Annotated in this window: 17 protein-coding genes; 6 read left to right on the top strand and 11 right to left on the bottom strand. The window is 63.3% G+C overall.

All coding sequences use genetic code 11. The features are described 5' to 3' along the window. Positions 1 to 34: 34 nt before the first annotated feature. Positions 35 to 2,944, bottom strand: coding sequence for a TonB-dependent receptor domain-containing protein (locus tag Q9K02_RS05040; RefSeq protein ID WP_340309972.1), 2,910 nt, complete (start codon positions 2,942 to 2,944; stop codon positions 35 to 37). 345 nt (positions 2,945 to 3,289) lie between these two features. Here Q9K02_RS05040 and Q9K02_RS05045 point away from each other — a divergent pair, with 345 nt between their 5' ends. Both Q9K02_RS05045 and Q9K02_RS05050 read left to right on the top strand, forming a co-directional pair. Further along, a complete protein-coding gene (locus tag Q9K02_RS05045; protein ID WP_305931906.1) occupies positions 3,290 to 4,462 on the top strand; it encodes an acetyl-CoA C-acetyltransferase in 1,173 nt (390 codons plus the stop codon). Between the two features lie 61 nt (positions 4,463 to 4,523). Next, entirely contained in the window at positions 4,524 to 5,309 is a 786-nt protein-coding gene (locus tag Q9K02_RS05050) for an SDR family NAD(P)-dependent oxidoreductase (RefSeq protein WP_305931907.1), read from the top strand. Between the two features lie 66 nt (positions 5,310 to 5,375). Here Q9K02_RS05050 and Q9K02_RS05055 read toward each other — a convergent pair whose 3' ends face one another. From Q9K02_RS05055 to Q9K02_RS05065, 3 genes are all read right to left on the bottom strand, one after another. Next, a complete protein-coding gene (locus Q9K02_RS05055) occupies positions 5,376 to 5,975 on the bottom strand; it encodes an SDR family oxidoreductase (RefSeq protein WP_305931908.1) in 600 nt (199 codons plus the stop codon). A gap of 69 nt (positions 5,976 to 6,044) precedes the next feature. Then, positions 6,045 to 7,037: a copper resistance protein B gene (locus tag Q9K02_RS05060; RefSeq protein WP_305931909.1), complete on the bottom strand. Its 993-nt coding sequence runs from the start codon at positions 7,035 to 7,037 to the stop codon at positions 6,045 to 6,047. Further along, complete coding sequence (locus Q9K02_RS05065; RefSeq protein WP_422785409.1) at positions 7,034 to 8,827, bottom strand: copper resistance system multicopper oxidase; 1,794 nt, start codon at positions 8,825 to 8,827, stop codon at positions 7,034 to 7,036. Before Q9K02_RS05065 ends, Q9K02_RS05060 begins: the two co-directional genes overlap by 4 nt. A gap of 66 nt (positions 8,828 to 8,893) precedes the next feature. On the opposite strand from Q9K02_RS05065, the gene Q9K02_RS05070 reads away from it, so the two are divergent. From Q9K02_RS05070 to Q9K02_RS05085, 4 genes are all read left to right on the top strand, one after another. Further along, entirely contained in the window at positions 8,894 to 9,163 is a 270-nt protein-coding gene (locus tag Q9K02_RS05070) for a metal-sensitive transcriptional regulator (RefSeq protein WP_305931910.1), read from the top strand. Between the two features lie 24 nt (positions 9,164 to 9,187). Continuing rightward, positions 9,188 to 9,748, top strand: coding sequence for a DUF305 domain-containing protein (locus Q9K02_RS05075; protein WP_305931911.1), 561 nt, complete (start codon positions 9,188 to 9,190; stop codon positions 9,746 to 9,748). Positions 9,749 to 9,944: 196 nt separating this feature from the next. Then, positions 9,945 to 10,814, top strand: a complete 870-nt coding sequence (locus Q9K02_RS05080) for a crotonase/enoyl-CoA hydratase family protein (protein WP_305931912.1) — start codon at positions 9,945 to 9,947, stop codon at positions 10,812 to 10,814. A 67-nt stretch (positions 10,815 to 10,881) separates the two neighbouring features. Beyond that, positions 10,882 to 11,352: a MarR family winged helix-turn-helix transcriptional regulator gene (locus Q9K02_RS05085; RefSeq protein ID WP_278327447.1), complete on the top strand. Its 471-nt coding sequence runs from the start codon at positions 10,882 to 10,884 to the stop codon at positions 11,350 to 11,352. A gap of 43 nt (positions 11,353 to 11,395) precedes the next feature. On the opposite strand, the gene Q9K02_RS05090 is transcribed toward Q9K02_RS05085, so the two are convergent. The 7 genes from Q9K02_RS05090 to Q9K02_RS05120 form a co-directional block, all read right to left on the bottom strand. After that, the gene (locus tag Q9K02_RS05090) at positions 11,396 to 12,397 is read right to left on the bottom strand and encodes a type II secretion system F family protein (RefSeq protein ID WP_305931913.1); all 1,002 of its coding nucleotides are present in this window, start codon (positions 12,395 to 12,397) and stop codon (positions 11,396 to 11,398) included. Between the two features lie 20 nt (positions 12,398 to 12,417). Next, positions 12,418 to 13,389, bottom strand: coding sequence for a type II secretion system F family protein (locus Q9K02_RS05095; RefSeq protein WP_305931914.1), 972 nt, complete (start codon positions 13,387 to 13,389; stop codon positions 12,418 to 12,420). Positions 13,390 to 13,457: 68 nt separating this feature from the next. Next, entirely contained in the window at positions 13,458 to 14,750 is a 1,293-nt protein-coding gene (locus tag Q9K02_RS05100; RefSeq protein WP_305931915.1) for a pilus assembly protein CpaE, read from the bottom strand. Between the two features lie 3 nt (positions 14,751 to 14,753). After that, positions 14,754 to 15,401, bottom strand: coding sequence for a CpaD family pilus assembly protein (locus Q9K02_RS05105; protein WP_305931916.1), 648 nt, complete (start codon positions 15,399 to 15,401; stop codon positions 14,754 to 14,756). A 14-nt stretch (positions 15,402 to 15,415) separates the two neighbouring features. Next, positions 15,416 to 17,029 (bottom strand): type II and III secretion system protein family protein, encoded by a 1,614-nt coding sequence (locus tag Q9K02_RS05110; protein WP_305931917.1) that lies wholly within the window; start codon positions 17,027 to 17,029, stop codon positions 15,416 to 15,418. 44 nt (positions 17,030 to 17,073) lie between these two features. Continuing rightward, positions 17,074 to 18,222: a Flp pilus assembly protein CpaB gene (gene cpaB, locus Q9K02_RS05115; RefSeq protein ID WP_305931918.1), complete on the bottom strand. Its 1,149-nt coding sequence runs from the start codon at positions 18,220 to 18,222 to the stop codon at positions 17,074 to 17,076. A gap of 92 nt (positions 18,223 to 18,314) precedes the next feature. Next, positions 18,315 to 18,806, bottom strand: a complete 492-nt coding sequence (locus Q9K02_RS05120; protein WP_305933451.1) for an A24 family peptidase — start codon at positions 18,804 to 18,806, stop codon at positions 18,315 to 18,317. Positions 18,807 to 18,834: the final 28 nt, after the last annotated feature.

The raw sequence follows: 18,834 nt of genomic DNA on the forward strand, positions 1-18,834 counted from the left end.
CCGCCCCTTTCTCTAGTCGATTACCTTCGGAAGATCAGAAGGTCATACGTGCAGTCACCGAGTAACGACGGCCAAGCGGGTCGTACGTCGAAGGATACACGTTACCGCTGTTGTACGCGGTCGAACCGATGTTGCTGCCGACGACCTTCGGTTCGTTGTCGAACAGGTTGATCACTGCGGCGGTGAAGCCGAAGTTGTCCGTAACGTTGAAGTTCGCGGTCAGGTCGAAGTAGTGTTCGGCACCGATCGTGGTGAATTCCTCGAGGAAGTCACCGGCGAATTCCGGCTCCACTTCGACGGCATCGATGAAGCGCCACCGCAGCGAGAGGTCTGCATCGCCGACACTCAGCGTGGTACGCTGCGTGAAGGAGAACTCCGGCTGAATCGAAGGGCAGTTGATGCTGTAGAAGCCGACGCAATCGCGATTGAGGCTGGCCGGATCGTTCTGGTTCGCCTTGAACGTCGAACGGTTGGTCCAGTTGCCGAAGAAGCTCAGGTCGAGTCCTCCGAAGCCCAGGTCCGTGTTGAAGTTCATGGTCAGGTCGATGCCGTCCGTGAACACGCGGCCCTGGTTGGTCAGGACCAGCGGCAGACCCGGAGTGGTCGCAACGCTACCGAACAGGTTACCGGTCGCCGGGTTACGACGGATTGCGGTACATGCCGGATTGGTGGCCGAAGGCGTGCCATCGAAGCAGGCACTGAACACGTCATCGATCGTCGGAGTGGTAATCGCGTCGGTAAGCGTGATGTTGTAGTAGTCGAACGTCAGCGTGAAGTTACGCAGGAAGCCCGGCTGGATCACGGCACCGACAGTCCACGTTTCCGCGTTTTCGGCGTCGAGGTTGGGGTTGCCGCCCGAAGTAACGTTAACCTGGCCGGCCGGATCGACGATGATATTGCCGATCGAAGAGGCCGGGGCGCCCTGTGCAATACAGACGGCACGCAGGTTCGCGTTGTTGGTCGGGGCAGCGCCCGCGCACGGATCGTTGCTGAAGTTGTCGAGGCCCGTCGTCGGAACTGCGAACAGTTCGGCGATGTTCGGAGCGCGCGTCACCTTCTGGAAACCACCACGATACTGGACACCGTACACCGGGGTGTAGGTACCGCCGATCTTCCAGGTGTATTCGGTACCGGTCGTCGAATAGTCGGACACACGGCCCGCCAGTTCGAGCGTCAGTTCCTCGCCGATCGGAGAATCCACCACCAGCGGAACGATGAGTTCGCCGAAGGCTTCCTTCACGTCGTAGCTACCGTCGGCGTCGGGCGATGCAGCACCGTTACCGAGCACTTCGCCGGGGGTCTGCGAAAGCAGGTCCGAACGGCTGAAGGCGTAGTAGTCGCGATATTCGACACCGGCCGCGATGCTGATCGGATCAGCAGCGATACCGAAGCCGAGATCGCCCGAGATGAACGCCTGGATCTGGCTGAGTTCGGCGCCTTCCGTGCCGGAGTTGCCGACATCGAGGAAGTCCTGAACTTCAGGAGTCAGACTGCCGAGCGGGCCGAAAAGGTCGATCGGCACACAGTCGTTCGAGGTATCGAGGCAGGTGTCCGGGTTCGTCGAGAGCACGGACTGCTGGAGCCGGGTGAACGTACCGTTGCCCGACTGGCGCGAGACGTTTTCGCTCTCGCCGTATGCACCGAAGATTTCCCAGTCCAGATTGTCGGTCAGGGCGCCACGCGCACCGGCCTTGACCTGGAAAAGGCGGGTCCGGTATTCGTTGAGACGCGGCCCGAATTCCACGAAGCGACGACCATAGTCGATGCCGACCGTACGATAGTTGGGATCGTTCGGATCGGTCGCCAGTGCAGCGGCATCACATTCCGCCTGGCCGAAGAGGGCCTGCACGCCATCCGTGTCCCCATCGGTGTCGAGTCCGCAAATCTGGTTGCGGATGCCGGCCGTCAGGAACGGGTTGGAGAGGGGAGTTTCGAGAACGTTGCGGAAGGTACCCGACGGAGCGATGATCGTCGAGGTCGTGTTCTGGACGAACATACCTTCGGCGAAGACTTCGATCGCGTCGGTGATTTCGAAGCGGCCGGAACCGAACATGCGGTACTGTTCCAGCGGCGTCTGGTAGACGTTGAACGGGTTGAAGTTGAACGGTGCGTAGAACGGACGCAGCGAATCGCCGTCGACCTGCAGCGTTCCGCTGGTGGTGCCCGGAACGGTGATGACCGACGGGACTGCGGTCGACGAACCGCCGGGAAGCCCGCTGAACGACGAGATGTTTTCGCGGCCGTATTCGCGGTCGCCCTGGAAGACGGCTTCACGATCGGTATAGCCGACCGAGAACACTGCGTTGCCGCGGCCGTCGGCGAAGTTGCCGCCGACCGTGAGGTCTGCACGGAACGTGTAACCGTCACCTTCTTCGGTGATCGCGTTGGTCGCGGCGAGCTCTGCGCCCGAGAAGTCCTGCTTGGTGATGAAGTTGACGACGCCGGAGATGGCGTCGGCACCGTAGGCTGCGCCGGCACCACCGGTCAGCACGTCCATCCGCTCGAGCAGGGCAACCGGGATCACGTCGATGTTGGTAAGACCGTTGAGGCCCTGCGGAACGACGCGTGTGCCGTTCAACAGCACGAGGTTGCGGTTGGCGCCGAGGCCACGAAGGTTGATGTAGGTCGAGCCGCCGTTGCCGTTGTTGACGTTGGAGCCGACACTAGGGACGATACCCGGGATCTGACGCAGCGATTCTTCGACCGTGTTGGCCTGCTGCAGCGTCAGTTCTTCGGCGGTCACGACCGCAACCGGGCTCGCGCTCTCGATGTTGGGGTCTGCAATGCGCGAGCCGGTGACGACGATCGCCTGTCCTGCCGGAGCCGTTGCTGCCTCTGCTTCAGGCGTTTCTTCCGAAACCTGGGCCATCGCCGGCTGCGCGATAAGCGCAAGGCCGAGAGCGGCGGGAGCCGCGCTGGCTTTGAAATATGTCTGGAGTTTCACTCGATTGTGTCCTTCTTCCGTTACTCGCATCGATCAGTCGATGCGCGTGTAAGAACCCCCATGGATGGACTGCCTGCACCGGTTTTCCGAACGACAGGCCCATCGGCGGAATGTGGTGTTTGCATCGCGGGATAGTTACATTGCAAAGCAAATCTGGCAGTTTTCCGTAATGTCTGAACGTGTGTTGCGCGAATCCCACACATGCTGGATGCTGCCTAGCGATACGATTTGCCTACGTATGCACGCGACATTTTTTAGGCGCTGTCCGGTGTTGCTTGACCTTAACGTAAGGCCCCCATAGGCAAGTGGCGAAACGAAACCGATCAAGTCAACGAGGAGCCTCCCATGCCCGAAGCCTATATCGTAGAAGCCGTCCGCACTGCCGGTGGCCGCCGCGGGGGCCGGCTCGCCGGGGTTCACCCGGTCGATCTCGCCGCGACCTCGCTCGATGCGATCATGGAGCGGAGCGGGCTCGAAGCGAAAGCCGTCGATGATGTGGTGATGGGCTGCGTCAGCCAGGGCGGCGAACAGGCGATGCAGGTCGGGCGCAACGCCGTACTTGCCGCGAAGCACCTGGGCGAGGGCGTCCCCGCCGTCACGATCGATCGCCAGTGCGGCTCCAGCCAGCAGGCAATCCAGTTCGCCGCGCAGGCTGTCATGAGCGGCACGCAGGACGTGGTCATCGCCAGCGGCGTGGAAAGCATGAGCCGCGTGCCGATGGGCTCGACCGCGATGTTCCACATGAAAGAGGGCCTCGGCAACTACAAGTCGCCAGGCCTCGAAGAGAAATATCCCGGCATCCAGTGGAGCCAGTTCATGGGCGCGGAAATGATCGCGCAGAAGCACGGCTTCTCCAAGGACGACCTCGACCGGTTTGCGCTGCACAGCCATGAAAAGGCAATCGAGGCGACGAAGTCCGGCGCGTTCGAAAGCGAGATCGTCGGCGTGGAGATCGAGACGCCCGAGGGCGAGGAATGCCACACCGTCGACGAAGGCATCCGCTTCGACGCCACGCTCGAAGGGATCGCCGGCGTCAAGCTGCTGAGCCCCGAAGGCAAGATCACCGCCGCCACCAGCAGCCAGATCTGCGACGGGTCGAGCGCGGTGCTGGTCGTGTCGGAGAAGGCGCTGAAGGAATACGGCCTCACGCCGATGGCGCGCATCCACAATCTGACCGTGACGGCGGGCGATCCAGTGATCATGCTGGAAGAGCCGCTCTTCGCTACCGACCGTGCGCTGGAGCGTGCAGGCATGAGCATCGGCGATATCGACCTTTACGAGGTGAACGAAGCCTTCGCGCCCGTGCCGCTCGCCTGGCTCAAGCATACCGGGGCGGATCCCGAGAAGCTCAACGTCAACGGCGGCGCGATCGCGCTCGGCCACCCGCTCGGCGCATCGGGCACCAAGCTCATGGCGACCCTGGTCCATGCGCTGAAGGCGCGCGGCAAGAAATACGGCCTCCAGACGATGTGCGAAGGCGGCGGCGTCGCCAACGTCACCATCGTCGAGGCGCTTTGAGCGCATCCGCGCTCGAGCGTCGAGGCGCTCCCAGTTTCAATCTCACGAGAGGACATTTTTCATGGAAGTATCAGCCAACACCCCCGCCGTCGTCACCGGCGGTGCATCGGGCCTCGGTGAGGCCACGGCGCGCGCGCTTGCGGCCAAGGGCGCCAAGGTCGCCATCTTCGACATGAACGAAGAGAAGGGCGAGGCAGTCGCCAAGGACATCGGCGGCGTATTCTGCAAGGTCAACGTCACCAGCGACGAGGATGTCGACGCCGGTTTCGCCAAGGCCCGCGAGGCGCACGGCCAGGAGCGGATCCTGGTCAATTGCGCCGGCATCGGCAATGCGATCAAGACCGCCAGCCGCGACAAGCAGTCGGGCGAGATCAAGCACTTCCCGATCAGCGCTTTCGACTTCGTGATCCAGGTGAACCTCATCGGCACCTTCCGCTGCATCGCCAAGTCGGCAGCCGGCATGATGAGCCTCGACCCCTTGAGCGACGAGGGCGATCGCGGCGCGATCGTCAACACCGCTTCGGTCGCTGCCGAAGACGGGCAGATGGGCCAGGCGGCCTATTCCGCTTCGAAGGGCGGCGTGGTCGGCATGACGCTGCCCATCGCGCGCGACCTGATGCGCGAAGGCATCCGCGTAAACACCATCCTGCCGGGCATCTTCAACACCCCGCTGATGAACGCCGCGCCGCCGCAGGTGAAGGAAGCGCTGGCCGCCAGCGTGCCGTTCCCCAAGCGCCTCGGCAATGCGGAAGAATATGCCAATCTCGCCATGTGCATGATCGAGACCGGCTATTTCAACGGCGAGGACGTGCGCCTCGACGGTGCGATCCGCATGGCACCGCGCTAGGCGTCGTTTCGCAGGTAAAGTTATTCGCCGCCGGTTCGCACCCCCGAACCGGCGGCGTTTTTCGTTTTAGTATGCGGTTTCCATCAGCTGGATCGAGCCTGCCCATTCGTCCTGCTCGGCTGCGTCTGCGAGTAAATTCGCCACGTCGCCGCGCGCGGCCTTGCCCTCGGGATCGACGTCGTCGCCCAGCCGGACCGAACCCGTCGGGCCATCGTCGGTGAGCGAGACGGGGCGAAGGATAGCGTATTCGAGGCTGCTCTGCTTCAGGTGTTCGTCGGCAGCGTGCTTGGCCTCGAGGTAATGGGCGAGTTCGCTATCGGGGTCCGGATCGTCGGCGCCGACCGAACTCAGCATGACGAAACGGCGGACATCGCTGGCTTGTGCGATGTCGATCAACCGGATCGCACCGTCGCGGTCGACCTTGTCGGTCATCTCGGCGCTGGTATCGCCGCCCGAACCGGCGGCGAAGATCACGACTTCGCAGCCCTGTGCGACATCGTCGTCCAGAGCGGTAAGATCGCCCTGCCGCAATGTCACGGTATCGGGGAGTGCGCCCGTATCGGACGAGGCACGCACGAGCGCGATGACGTCATGCCCGCGTTCGCACAGTTCCTTGACGAGACGGGTGCCGGTATTGCCGGTCGAACCGGCAACGAGAATTTTCATCGATTTTCTCCTTGGTTGTGGTCCGAACCGGCGGCAGGCAGGGCCGTTCCGAGGAGAAGGCGCGCGGCGTCAGAACCAGGCGCGCAGACCGAGCAACAGTTTGAGGCCGTCGGGATCGTCCCCGGCGGCCCTTGCTATTGAGCGCGTCTCGCCGAGCTTGGTTTCGTACCCCACGCCGACGTAGGGCGCGAATTCGCGGGCGATTTCGTAGCGCAGGCGCAGGCCGGTCTCGAATTTGGTCAGGCCCGCGCCGATCTCGCGCCCGGGAATGTCCTGCGCGGCGAGTTCCAGTTCGGCGCGCGGCTGGAGTATCAGGCGCTGCGTGAGCTTCTGGTCGTATTCGCCCTCGATCCGCGCGGTCAGGTCGCCGCGGTCGGAGAGGAAGGCCGCGGCATCGACGTGCCACATGTATGGCGCGAGGCCCTGGACGCCGAGCACGAGATGGCTGCGCGTTTCGGGTTCGATGTCCAGCCGCACACCGGCCTGCAGGTCGAAGAACGGACCGATGGCATGGCCCCAGAGAGCTTGCAGTTCGGCATCCTCGACTGCCCCGCCGAATTCGCCTTCGCCTTCGGACTTGATCACGAGTTTGTCGATGTCGCCGCCGTACCAGCCCTGCAGATCCCACAGAAAGCCGTCCTCGCCCTCGCCGATGCGCGCTTCGAGCCGCTCGGCCATCAGCATCCCGGTTTTCATATCGCCATGAGTCGCGTGATTGGTCGCGCGGGCTTCGGCCATCACGGCGGGGCCGTAGATCGCATCCGCCGCGTGCTGCGGACCCTCGAAGGCTTCTGGCGGAGGCGGTCCCTCGGGCAAATCGCCGACCTGATGCGCGGAATGGTCCATCGTCGAATGGTCCATTTTGGGCGCGCCGGTCATGTCGGGCAGAACGAAGGGAGCGGGTGCCTGCTGGTGCTTCGAATGGTCCTCCGCCGCCGCTTGCTCCTCCGGCTGCTGCTGGTGCGCGGAATGATCCGGCATGGCATGTCCGGAGTGATCCTGTGCGGCCAGCGGAGCAGCCGCCAGCATGAGCGCTGCGCCGAGGACTAGACGCCCTCTCATGCTTCGTCCTCCGGTGCAGGGAAGGGGCGCACGGTCACGGTCTGCATCATGCCGGCATGCATGTGATAGAGCAGGTGGCAGTGGAAGGCCCAGTCGCCCGGCTCGTTCGCGGTAACGTCGAAGGTGGCGGTGCTGCCCGGCTGGACCACCACCGTGTGCTTCAGCGGCTGGTCCATCATCCCCGCGCCATTGACCAGTTCGAAGAAATGGCCGTGCAAGTGGATCGGGTGCGCCATCATCGTGTCGTTGACCAGCTTCACACGTACGCGCTCGTCATAGGCGAAGCGGATCGGATCGTCGGTGACGGCGGAGAACTTCTCGCCGTCGAAGCTCCACATGTAGCGTTCCATATTGCCGGTCAGGTGGATGGTCAGCTGGCGGGTCGGCATGCGATGCGGGTTCGGCCGCGCGGCCTTCAAATCGGTGTAGCGCAGCACACGGTGATCGACTTTGTCGAGGCCGAGGCCGGGGAAGTCCATCCGGTCCATCGGCATCGGCGCAACCATGTCGTTCCCGGGGCCGACCTTGACATCGGGCGGCAAATTGGAGGTATCGCGCATCGAATGGTCCATCGATCCGTGATCCATCGCGGGGCTCGCGTCGCCGCCGCCATGGTCCATTCCCGAGTGGTCCATCCCGCCATGACTACCGCCGGGCGCATCGTGGTTCAACGCACCGCCGTGTGCGCCATCCGTCGAACCCATGCCCATGTCGGCCATGGTCAGCGTGACCGGCTCGCGCAGCGGCGGCGGCGTGGCGCGGTGGCCCTTGTGCGAGGTGAGCGACGCCAGCCCCATGCCGCTGCGATCCATCGCTTCGGCGACAAGCGCGTGGCTGCCGGCAGGTGGCGTGACGATCACGTCGTAAGTCTCCGCCACGCCGATCTGGAATTCGTCCACCTCGACCGGCGCCACATCCATGCCGTCGGCGGCGATCACCGTCATCGGCACGCCGGGAATGCGAATGTTGAAGAAGGTCATGGCGGAGCCGTTGATGATCCGCAGCCGCACCCGCTCGCCCGGCGCGAACAGATACTCCAGCCCGTCCATCGGCCCGTGCCCGTTGACTAGGAAGGTGTAGGTCGCGCCCGTCACGTCCGAAATGTCGCGCGGGTTCATCCGCATCCCGCCCCACATCAGCCGCTCGTCCAGCGGCATGTCGCCTTCGCTGGCGGTCTGCATCTGGTAGTTGAAATAGTGCTCGCCGACCTTGAGCATGCGCGCGATCTCATGCGGGTGGCGCGGGCTGAACTCGCTCAGCAGCACGACATAATCGCGGTCGTAGCGCGGATCGGGCTCGGCGCTCTCGATCACGAGGGGGCCGTAGTGGCCTTCCTGTTCCTGCAGGCCCGAATGGCTGTGCCACCAATAGGTGCCGCTCTGCCGGATGGGGAATTCGTATGTGAAGGTCTCGCCGGGCTTGATGCCGGGGAAGCTCACCCCCGGCACCCCGTCGAACTGGAACGGCAGCAGCAGCCCGTGCCAGTGGATCGAGGTGTCTTCGGCGAGGTTGTTGGTCACGTCGATGCGGATATTCTGCCCTTCGCGCAGGCGGACTAGCGGGCCGGGCACGGTCCCATTGACCGCGATGGCATGGCCCTTGCGCCCGCCGACGCCGAAATGGTGACGATCTACCGACAGCGCGATACGCTCGCCCGAAACCTCGCCGAACCCCTGCCGCGCGTGGGACAGGCTCTCGCCTCTCGCCCATGCGGGCACGGCAAGGCCGCTTGCCAGAAGGCCGGTCGAGCCGAGCATGAATTTGCGGCGGTTTGTATGCAATTCGGTCACTCGGGTTGTATCTCCTGAAACCCCGTCTAAGATACCCCCCTAGGGTATTCAAGGGCGAACAGGGTCATGAGTGACACACAAGCGATCGGCAACCGGCTGAAACGGATCGAGGGGCAAGTGCGCGGCGTGCAGCAGATGGTTGCTGAAGACCGCTATTGCATCGACATCCTGCATCAAATCCAAGCGATCAAATCGGCCTTGGCACGGGCGGAGGACGAGATCCTGCGCAATCACGCGGCGCATTGCGTCGCCGGAGCGATCGCCTCGGGCGATGAGGACGAGCAGCGGCAGAAGTTCTCCGAACTGGTCGATCTGTTCGCAAGAACCAAACGCTGAACCAGACCTAAGGGGGAGCCGAGAATGGCAAAAGAAAACGGGAAGCACGAAGGCAATTACAAGCGGTTCATGGCGATGGTGGGGACCTCCACCGCCATCATGTTCGGCCTGATGTATCTCAACACCTACCAGCTCGACCAAGTCATGTGGAGCGAGACGCGGTTCTGGATGACCTTCGTGATGGGCGCGGTGATGGCCGTGGTCATGCTCGCTTTCATGTGGGGCATGTACAGGAACAGGGCGAAGAACTGGATCATCATCGGTGTGTCGGTGCTCACCTTCGCCGTGGCGTTGTGGCTGGTCCGCAGCCAGCAGACGATCGACGATAGCGAATATATGTCGGCGATGATCCCGCACCACTCGATCGCCATCCTCACCAGCGAACGCGCGCATATCGAGGACAAGCGGGTGCAGGAACTCGCCAATTCGATCATCAAGGCGCAGCGCAAGGAAATCGCGGAGATGAAGTGGCTGCTCGATGATATCGCGGCCAACGGCACGGCGACGACCGATGCCGAAGCCGCCGCGCGGCCGATGCCGGAAATGGAAGGCTTCCTCAATCCCGACGGCGGCGCCACGCCCTGAGCGGGATTTCCTACTCGGCAAGGGCCGATTATGCAGGCCGTGATGAGGATCGTCCGTCCCACGCCTGAAGCAGCTCGACCTCTGGCTCGCATCTGTGTCGCGAGAGACAATCCATGCGGCGTCGGCAGGTTTTTCTTGCATGGACCGTGTAACATGCGGTCCATGTCGGGGTACTGAGAGGAGAGAAAGCCAACATATGTCCTACACGCAGATCAAGCTCGATATCGCCGATGGCATCGCCACCGTCACGCTCCACCGTCCGGAGAAGATGAACGCCTTCACCCGCACGATGATGGACGAGTTCATCGATGCGCTCGACACGACCGATGCAGACGACAGCGTGCGGGCGGTGATCGTGACGGGGCATGGCGATCGCGCCTTTTGCGCTGGCGCGGACCTGACGCCGGAGGGCGGGGGGCACGTGTTCTCCGATCCGAACCCGGTGGAGGACCTCTCCGACGAGCGCGTGCGCGACGGGGGTGGGCGGCTGACGCTGCGGCTGTTCCAGTCGAAGAAACCGCTGATCGGCGCCTGCAACGGCGTTGCGGTGGGCGTGGGCGTGACGATGCAGCTGCCGTTCGACATTCGCCTGTGCAGCGACAACGCGCGCTTCGGCTTCGTCTTCGCGCGGCGCGGGATCGTGCCGGAAGCAGCCAGCAGCTGGTTCCTGCCGCGGCTGGTCGGCATGCAGACCGCGCTGGAATGGTGCATGACCGGCCGCCTGATCGACGCTGGCGAGGCGCTGGAGCGCGGGCTGGTGCGCTCGGTCCATCCGCAGGGCGACCTGATGGACGCAGCCGTCGGCATCGCGCGGGAGATCGCGGACAACACCTCTGCCGTATCGGTCGCGATGACACGTGCGATGCTGTGGCACAATGGCGCGGGTGGTCACCCGATGGACGCGCACCGGGTGGACAGCCGCGCGATCTATCGCCTCAGCCGCAGCAACGATGCGAAGGAAGGCATCGCCAGTTTCCTCGAGAAACGCGCGCCTGAGTATCCCGATCGGGTGAGCAGCGACATGCCGGACTTCTACCCGTGGTGGGACGAACCGGAATACAAGTAGTTGCAGGCGTGATAGTCACTCGCGCAACCGGGTTGCCTTGATTGCGCTGGGGGGTAAGGATGGCGGGATGCCGAAGCATCAACTCGCCCCGCGCCTCGCCGACTTTCTGCCCTACCAGCTCTCGATCGCCTCGAATGCGGTCTCGACCCGGATTGCGGAGCAGTATCGCAAGCGGTTCGCGCTCAAGACGACCGAGTGGCGCATCATGGCGGTGCTGGGCGATGGCGGCGCGCTGACGCAGCGGGATCTCTCGCAGCTCACGCTGATGGACAAGGTGCCGGTCAACCGGGCTTGCAAGAGGCTGGAGGACCGCGGTCTCGTGCAGCGCTCGCCCAATGCGAAGGACGGCCGCTCGCACATGCTCGAACTGACGGCGGAGGGCAGGGCGGTGCACGCCGGGATCATGCCGCTGGCGCGCAAGATCGAGGAAGAGTTGTTCGACGTGCTGAGCCCCGACGAGCGCGAGGCGCTGCGCGACATGCTCGCCCGCGTGCGCGACAATGCGGGGGACTTCGACGCGGAAAGCCTGGCCGACTGAGCCGGCCAGGCTTTCGCGTTGCGGTCGAAGTCGGCGGTCCCGGCTAGCCGATGCCGCCACTGAACGCGTCGGAGATTGAACATGCCGCCGGGCCGAGAATGACGATGAACAGGACCGGCAAAATGAACAGGATCAAAGGCACTGTCATGATCGCCGGAAGGCGCGCGGCCTTCTCCTCGGCGCGCATCATACGCTCGTTACGGAATTCGGCCGAGAGGACGCGCAGGGCGGAGGCGAGCGGCGTACCGTACTTCTCGGTCTGTACCATGGTCGTGACCACGCCCTTCACCGCCTCCAGGTCCACACGATACGCGAGGTTGTTGAAGGCCTTGCGCCGTTCGTTGAGGAAGGACAGCTCGATCGCGGTCAGGGTGAACTCGTCGCCCAGTTCCGGATAGGCGCGGCCCAGTTCCTTGGCGACGCGGTTAAAGGCGGCATCGACAGTCAGGCCGGCTTCCGCGCAGATGACCAGAAGGTCGAGCGCGTCGGGCAAACCTTTGCGAATGGCGTCGGAGCGCTTCTTCGCAATATTACTGAGGTAAATTTCCGGGCCCTTGTAACCTGCAAAGACGGAGAATGCCAAAGCGCCATTGCGCTTCACTGCGCCCCAGTCGGGGAACATGTCGAGCAGGAAGATGCAGACGAATGCGGTCCCGCCCAGCAGGATGGGGAGGATCATGCGAAGCGCGATGATGTAAACCGCCACTTCCTTGTTGCGGAAGCCGGCATGCGCGAGCTTTTGCTGCACCACTTCGATCTGGCTTTGCTGCAGCACCTTCATGCTGCCCAGCGTGTCCTTGATCTTCTCCGTCGTATCGGTCTTGCGAACGAGGCTCTGGCGTTTCTTCGCGCTCGAGGTGACCAAGCCGCTCTTCAGCTCTTCGCGGCGCCCTTCCAGCGCCTTGACGCGCTTGGCCATCGGATCCTTGATCGTGACGGCGGTATAGAGGGCGAACAGCACGGCGAGGGCTGCGATCCCGGCTAGGACCGAGCCGACGAACAGGACGTCGAAGCCGAGAAGGGTGGGGCCGGTGGCAGGATCCATGGGTCTGTCTCTTCCCTAGCTCAGATTTCGAAGTTGACCATTTTGGCCATGATGAAGCCGCCGATGCTCATCCAGACGAGGCCGCCGAGTCCGGTCACGATGAGGCGGTCGTCGGTGAAAAAGCCACCGACATACTTCGGGTTCATCCAGTAAACGAGGATGAAGACGATGAAGGGCAGCGAGCCGACGATATAGGCAGATGCTTTCGATTCCGAACTCATCGCCTTGATCTTCAGCTTCATCTGGGACCGCTTTCGCAGGACGTCGGCGAGATTCGATAGCGTCTCGGCTAGGTTGCCACCGGTTTCGCGCTGGATCGCGAGCGTGATGCAGAAAAAGTTGAACTCGGGGATGCCCAGGCGGTCGGCAGTGTCCTGGAGCGAATCCTCCATCGTCTTGCCGATCTTGATCCGCTCGACGATCCCGCGGAACTCCTGGCCGACCGGGCCGGGGACCTCCTGCGAGACGACAGCCAACGTTTCGGTCACCGGAAGGCCGGAGCGAAGGCCGCGAACCAGCAACTCAATGGCATCGGGGAACTTGGCGTTGAACTGCGCGGTGCGCTTCTTGATCTGCCGCCCGACGACGAAATGGGGAAGGCCGGCGCCGGCGAGCACGCCGATCCCGAAGGACAGCGGCAGCGACCCGGTGCGCAGGAACAGAAGTGTCGCAATAGCGAGGCCGATACCGAGCGAAACATAGGTATATTGGCTCAGGGACCAGTTCTTGCCTGTACGATCGAGCCGGATCGCGAGAGCATCGACGCGCGAACCGGATCCCGGCGTCTTATGCCGTTTGGGTTTGCGCGAGGCGATCGCCTTTTTGAGCTGCGATTCGACCTTGGCATCGGTGCTTTCGGAATGGCGGTAACGCACCTGCTGCAAGCGGCGCTGCCCGGCCTTGGCTGCATCCGGTCCGGCGACCAGCGTATAGCCGATCGCCAGCAGGGCGAGCACCCCGGCAGCTAGCAAAACGACTTGAACGATATCCATTCGCTGACTCCGTACCTATCCGTCTTCAGGTTGGGGCCCGGTCCGCCAGGGACCGGAGATCGCCACCCTTATTCTACTGCTTCGGCAGCCGCCGCAGGCTCTTTCTTCTTCGACAGCAGACCCTTGAGATCGAGGCCGCCAAGGAGCGACTTCTTGCGGCTTTCGGTTTCTTCCTCACCCTCGTCATCGTGACCGATGCGGATGACCTGCTGGCTGACCTGCTTGATTGCGGCCGCAGCCTTGGAACCGCCATTGGCCTCTAGGAAGGTCTTGCCCAGCTTCGCAGCATTTGCCGCAGCCTTCTGGTCGTACGGAATGACGACGTCGATCGTGCGTTCGATGGAGGCTTCGAAGTCCGCCTTGCTAATTTCCGCAGCGCCCGGCTGAACCTTGTTCGCCACGATCAGCGGCGACGCATGGGGAGCATTGGTCTTGAGCCACGAAAGGATGCGGATCGTATCCCGGGCGGAAGCAAGCGACATTTCCGCCGCCAGAACCACCACGTTCACCTCGTTGAGGAGATGCGGGAAGTTGATCATCATATTACGGGGCATATCGACCACGGTCATCTCGAACGCGTGCTTGAATTCGTCCTGCAGCTGCATGAAGGCCGATCCGTCGGTCATCAACGGCTGGTTGATCGGCGCCTCGGCCGACAGGATGGCGAGATTCTCGTTCGCACGGATCATGGCGCGTTCGATAAACAGCCCGTCGATGCGGCTGGGGTTGTCGATCGCGTCGGTCAGTCCGCGCCCGGGCTCCAGATCGAGCGTCAAGGCGCCGGTGCCGAAATGCACGTCGAGATCCAGCATGGCCGTCGCGAGGTTACGTTCGGCGGCAAAGTTCCAGGCCAGCGACGTCGCGAGCGTCGATGCCCCGACGCCGCCGCGCGTTCCGATCACGGCGGTCGAAATGTGGCGCTTGGCCTTGTCCTCGTCGCTCATACGCGGAGCCGCGAAAACCGCCTGCGCCTGGTTGAGCGAATCGCGCAGGACGCTCGCGCTCAGCGGTTTCAGAAGATAGTCGTGAATGCCGCTCGCTAGCAGGTCGCGATAAAGGCGTACGTCGTTTACCTGGCCGATGGCGATCACCACGGTGCCGGGCTCGCAAACTTCGGCCAGTGCGTTGATGTCGTTCAGCGGGTCGCCGCTTTCCGACAGGTCGACCATGAGGATGTTCGGGCTAGCCGAGACCGACAGCGCCTGGATGGCATTGCGCAGGCCACCCTTGTTGCATTTTTCGGGCTGCCAGCCGAGTTCGATGACCACGGGGCGCAACACGTCGAGCGCCGCTTCGTCGCACAGAAATGCGGCAAAGGCATCGCGGTTGCCGGGCATGGCAGATTTGAGTGAAGCGCTCATGGATCAGTCCTCCGTGGTGCCGACTTCAGTAAGACCACCGGCGCCGGTGGGCTCCTGGTCGCGATAGCTGGCGATGGCTTTGTTGGAACTCAGGATAACGGTTTCGCCCGTGCCTTGCTGGCCGCTGACGAGGTCCTCCGGATTGGCGACCATCGCTGCCATGTTGGCGTTGGTGGCGCAGCCGTAATTCGGGTAGGTAGCGTTGTTGTAATTGGCGTCGCTCTTGGCCGACCAGTCCGGGCAGCCCGGTACGCTGGCGAGCGTCCGCGAAATGACTACGCGCGCCTGGCCCGGCGAGATGTAGCCCTCGGTCGGCGGCGCGCCATCCGTCAGCAGCAGACCATAGCGGCCGGCCAGCTGCGCCACATTGTCGCGCACGCCTTCGCCATAACCGGGGTCTTCGACCGCGATTTTGTCGCCGTAACGCAGGTCCATTGAGTCGAACCAAGCCAGCAGGCGCTGCTGTTCGCTGACCGGCAGGCTGTCGCCATTGGTCTGGACGTCGAAGGTGTAGTGCGTGCGCTCCACGACCGCTTGCTTGGTCGAATAGAGCGTATCGTTGGTCGGCACCCCGCCGACGCAGGCACCAAGGCCGAGCGCGAGCGAGAGAGCCATTGCGGAGGTCGTCTTGCGGTTCATGATGTTACGCATCGCTATGTTCCTTCTCACTCGAAGCTGAAGCCGGGCTTGGCGGCCGGATCGGCCTCGGCGCGGCGCGGCTGGACCGGCGCGGCGCTGGCGGTTGCTGCGCCGTTCGTCGGAGCCTGCGAGATACCCGGCGTGGCCGGCTCGGTGCTTTCCTGCATGGTCGGCATCGGACGCTTGGCGCCGCTCTCGCCGTTGTTTTCCATATAGCCGAGGATGCTTTCGACCTCGTCCGGAGCGCGGAAGCCATCGGTCGGTAGCACGATGTCGCTCGCATTGACCGGCCTGACCAGATAAGGGGTCACGATGATAACCAGCTCGGTTTCGCCCTTCTGGTAGCTCTTGGAGCGGAACAGATTGCCGAGGATCGGCAACTCGGCGAGGCCCGGCGTCTTTTCCAAAGCGTTCTGCGAGCTGTTCTGCATCAGGCCCGCAATCATGAAGCTCTGACCGGAGCCGAGTTCGATGGTCGTTTCCGCGCGGCGCGTGGTGAGGGCCGGAACGGTGAACCCGTTCAGCGTGACTGCACCGCGGCTGGAGAGTTCCGATACTTCCGGACGCACGCGCATCGAGATACGGCCATTGGCCAGCACGGTCGGCGTGTAGGTCAGACTGACACCGTAGTTCTTGTACTCGACGGTCACGGTGCCAAGGCCTTGGCTCTGCGGGATCGGGAATTCGCCACCGGCAAGGAACTCTGCCGTTTCACCCGAAAGGGCAGTCAAGTTGGGTTCCGAAAGCGTAGTGACCAGGCCGATCTGCTCGCCCAGATTGAGCGTTGCCAGCAGATCGAAGCCAAGCAACGAACCGCCCATCGAGAGCAGGCCGGGCTGAGTGCCGCGGATCGCCTCGTAGGTCGTGCGCGGCGTGACGAAGCGCTGGTTGATATAATCGTAGGGGCGCAATTCGCTGCGGCAGGCAAACTGGTAGACCGCACAGGGATCGAGCGGGACGGTGTTTTCGGTCGGTTGATTGCCGACGATATTGCCAGCGCCATTGCTCTGTGCACCGAACACAAAGCCGTTGGATTGGTCGCGCGTGGTGAGGTTGCCCTTGATGTCGCGGACAAGCGAGCGGCTGACTTCGGCGAACTTTACCTGCAGATTGACCTGAAGCGGCGTCGCCGTACGCAGGCGGCTGATCACGTTGGACTCTTCGCCCAGGAAAGCTTCGACCAGGCGCTGTGCTTCGGCGGCGTCTTCGGGCGCGCCGACCGTACCGGTCAGCAGCACGGTGTTCGTGCCGATAGTTGCCACATTCACTTTGGCACCCGGCATCGCCAGCGCCAGCATCTGGTCGATGCTCGAGATGTTCGAACCGACGCGGATGTTGGCGGACCAGACGATGTCGCCGGCCGAGTTGCTAGCATACACCGTGGTCTCGCCGCCGGCCTTGCCGAATACGTAAAGCTGGCGGGTCGACTTGACCTGCACATCGGCGACACTGTCGTCGGCGACGAAGACGTTGGCCATGGCCCCCGGTACGGTGACGAGTTCGCCGCGACCGATAGACAGTACGATTTCCGAGCTGGGCCGTGCGACCGACTGGGCGGTGGCGACGTTGGCCGGTATGCTGGCCACGGGCGCGAGCGCCAGGCTGGCGAGCAGCACTTTGGTAGTGAGACGACGTTTCATGGAATTGCCCCCTGAATGGCTTCCTGTCTTGTTATCGCGGCGGATCATCGGACTTGCTTCGAAGTGGTCGGCGCCGGCATGCCTTGGCCAACGGTGCCCGCTTGTGCCTGGATGGCGGTCTCCATCATCTTTTCGAAGACGGAGGGTTCGCGCATCGTCGGCGTCGTGACCGAACCGTTCTTGCCGATCGGCACGACTTCGGTGGCTTTGCCGCGGGTCACGCTGACGGTCGGGCCGGTGTGCTTGACTTCGCGTCCGCCGAAGATGTCGGCCGGGTTGAAGTCCGCAGTGCCGCCGCCCTTGTTGGATGATCCGACCGGGCGGACGCTGCGGCGCTGGAAGCGCGAGACATCGCCGCCGGTCACGAAGGTGCCCTTGGCATCGTCGGGACGCGCCATGGCTTCGCGCAGCAGCTTTTCTTCCTCTTCCGGGGTAGCGTCGTCCGGGATGGTGACGTCCCCCGTGGCCAGCGCCATTTCGAGTTCGCTCTGGTTGTCGGCGAGCGAACGCAGCGACAGGCTGAGCGTCCCGATGGTCTGCGCCACGGCGATCTTCTCAGCGATCACCGGTGTCACTTCCAGCGTAACGGCGCGGAAGGGCTTGACGATTGTAGACCCGTCTTCGGCCTTTTCGGACACGGTCGACTGGTCTGTGGCGAGCACACGAAGGTTACGAAGGATGGTTTCCGAGGCACGCATTTCCGTGTCCTCGTCGCCCTTGATCGTCTGTGTCAGGACCATGTCCACCCGGTCGCCCGGGAAGACGAAGCCTGCCACGCCCGACTGGGCCGACACCGGAACGGTGATAGCGCGCATGCCAGGGGCGAGGGCTGCAGCCAGGAAGCCGCGATCACCCGGTGCGACAAGCGCACCCTGGGTCACCGGTTCGCCTGCCGTGATCGGGTGGCGGACCACCGTTCCCAGCAGCTTGGACATATCCGCTTCACCGTCGAGGAAGTAGGCGTTCTGCACCAGCTCTTCCGGCCACAGCTGGAAGTTGATCGCATCTGCGGTGATAATCGTGCCCACCGGCAGCGCACGCTGCGCAACGAGTACCTTGGGTCCCTGTGCTTCCACCTGCGCGGCTTCTGCCTGCGGTGCCGAGGCACCTGCAAACATGCTCCGAGCAACCAGTGCGGTACCGATCGCAACGATCAGTGCGCCTACCAGCAGAACCAGCTTCTTCCTGTCCATGGCTATCTAGCCCCCTCGTATGGCCCGCGTGAATTGTGGTGCGGGCAGGTATGGTTTCTTCGCTTAGCGGCGAATTGGTTAAGATCGGGTTTTCACAGCATTCCCGAAACGGCAGGCACCTGGCCCAACTGCTCGGTGCCGAGCACCCACAGGCCGGCGATGGCGATCGCCAGGCCGTAAGGAATTGCGATGCGATCCTTGCGGCGCCGCATGATGTGCGCCGCGCCGAAGACGATGGTCAGCGCCCCGCCGACGATCGCCATGATGACGACGAGCTTGAGGAACGGCATTGGCGGGATCCAAAGCGCAAGCGCGGTGAGCAGCTTGACATCACCGCCGCCCATCTGGCGGATCGCGAACAGGCCGCAGCAGATCGCAAAGACGAGTGCGGCAAAGCCGATCTGCCATGCGACACCCGGCCACAGCGTCAGCCCGCTCGCCCACCACCACAGCGGCGCGCCGAGTGCGATCACGGCATTGAGCTTGTTGCCAATCGTGCGGCTCTTGAGATCGGTAATGGCTGCAATAAGCAGTGCGATTGCCAATCCGCCGAGCAATACGTAGGTGATTTCGATACCGGCCATGATGTCCCCGAAAGTCCGTTCGGTGCCG

Source organism: Qipengyuania profundimaris (assembly GCF_030717945.1).
GTDB classification, from domain to species: Bacteria; Pseudomonadota; Alphaproteobacteria; order Sphingomonadales; family Sphingomonadaceae; genus Qipengyuania; species Qipengyuania profundimaris.

Excerpts from the sequence above, each read along its gene's own strand:
- Q9K02_RS05045 (WP_305931906.1), top strand. The coding sequence starts at position 3,290 with ATGCCCGAAGCCTATATCGTAGAAGCCGTCCGCACTGCCGGTGGCCGC.
- Q9K02_RS05050 (WP_305931907.1), top strand. The coding sequence starts at position 4,524 with ATGGAAGTATCAGCCAACACCCCCGCCGTCGTCACCGGCGGTGCATCG.
- Q9K02_RS05055 (WP_305931908.1), bottom strand. The coding sequence starts at position 5,975 with ATGAAAATTCTCGTTGCCGGTTCGACCGGCAATACCGGCACCCGTCTC.
- Q9K02_RS05060 (WP_305931909.1), bottom strand. The coding sequence starts at position 7,037 with ATGAGAGGGCGTCTAGTCCTCGGCGCAGCGCTCATGCTGGCGGCTGCT.
- Q9K02_RS05070 (WP_305931910.1), top strand. The coding sequence starts at position 8,894 with ATGAGTGACACACAAGCGATCGGCAACCGGCTGAAACGGATCGAGGGG.
- Q9K02_RS05075 (WP_305931911.1), top strand. The coding sequence starts at position 9,188 with ATGGCAAAAGAAAACGGGAAGCACGAAGGCAATTACAAGCGGTTCATG.
- Q9K02_RS05080 (WP_305931912.1), top strand. The coding sequence starts at position 9,945 with ATGTCCTACACGCAGATCAAGCTCGATATCGCCGATGGCATCGCCACC.
- Q9K02_RS05085 (WP_278327447.1), top strand. The coding sequence starts at position 10,882 with ATGCCGAAGCATCAACTCGCCCCGCGCCTCGCCGACTTTCTGCCCTAC.
- Q9K02_RS05090 (WP_305931913.1), bottom strand. The coding sequence starts at position 12,397 with ATGGATCCTGCCACCGGCCCCACCCTTCTCGGCTTCGACGTCCTGTTC.
- Q9K02_RS05095 (WP_305931914.1), bottom strand. The coding sequence starts at position 13,389 with ATGGATATCGTTCAAGTCGTTTTGCTAGCTGCCGGGGTGCTCGCCCTG.
- Q9K02_RS05100 (WP_305931915.1), bottom strand. The coding sequence starts at position 14,750 with ATGAGCGCTTCACTCAAATCTGCCATGCCCGGCAACCGCGATGCCTTT.
- Q9K02_RS05105 (WP_305931916.1), bottom strand. The coding sequence starts at position 15,401 with ATGCGTAACATCATGAACCGCAAGACGACCTCCGCAATGGCTCTCTCG.
- Q9K02_RS05110 (WP_305931917.1), bottom strand. The coding sequence starts at position 17,029 with ATGAAACGTCGTCTCACTACCAAAGTGCTGCTCGCCAGCCTGGCGCTC.
- cpaB (WP_305931918.1), bottom strand. The coding sequence starts at position 18,222 with ATGGACAGGAAGAAGCTGGTTCTGCTGGTAGGCGCACTGATCGTTGCG.
- Q9K02_RS05120 (WP_305933451.1), bottom strand. The coding sequence starts at position 18,806 with ATGGCCGGTATCGAAATCACCTACGTATTGCTCGGCGGATTGGCAATC.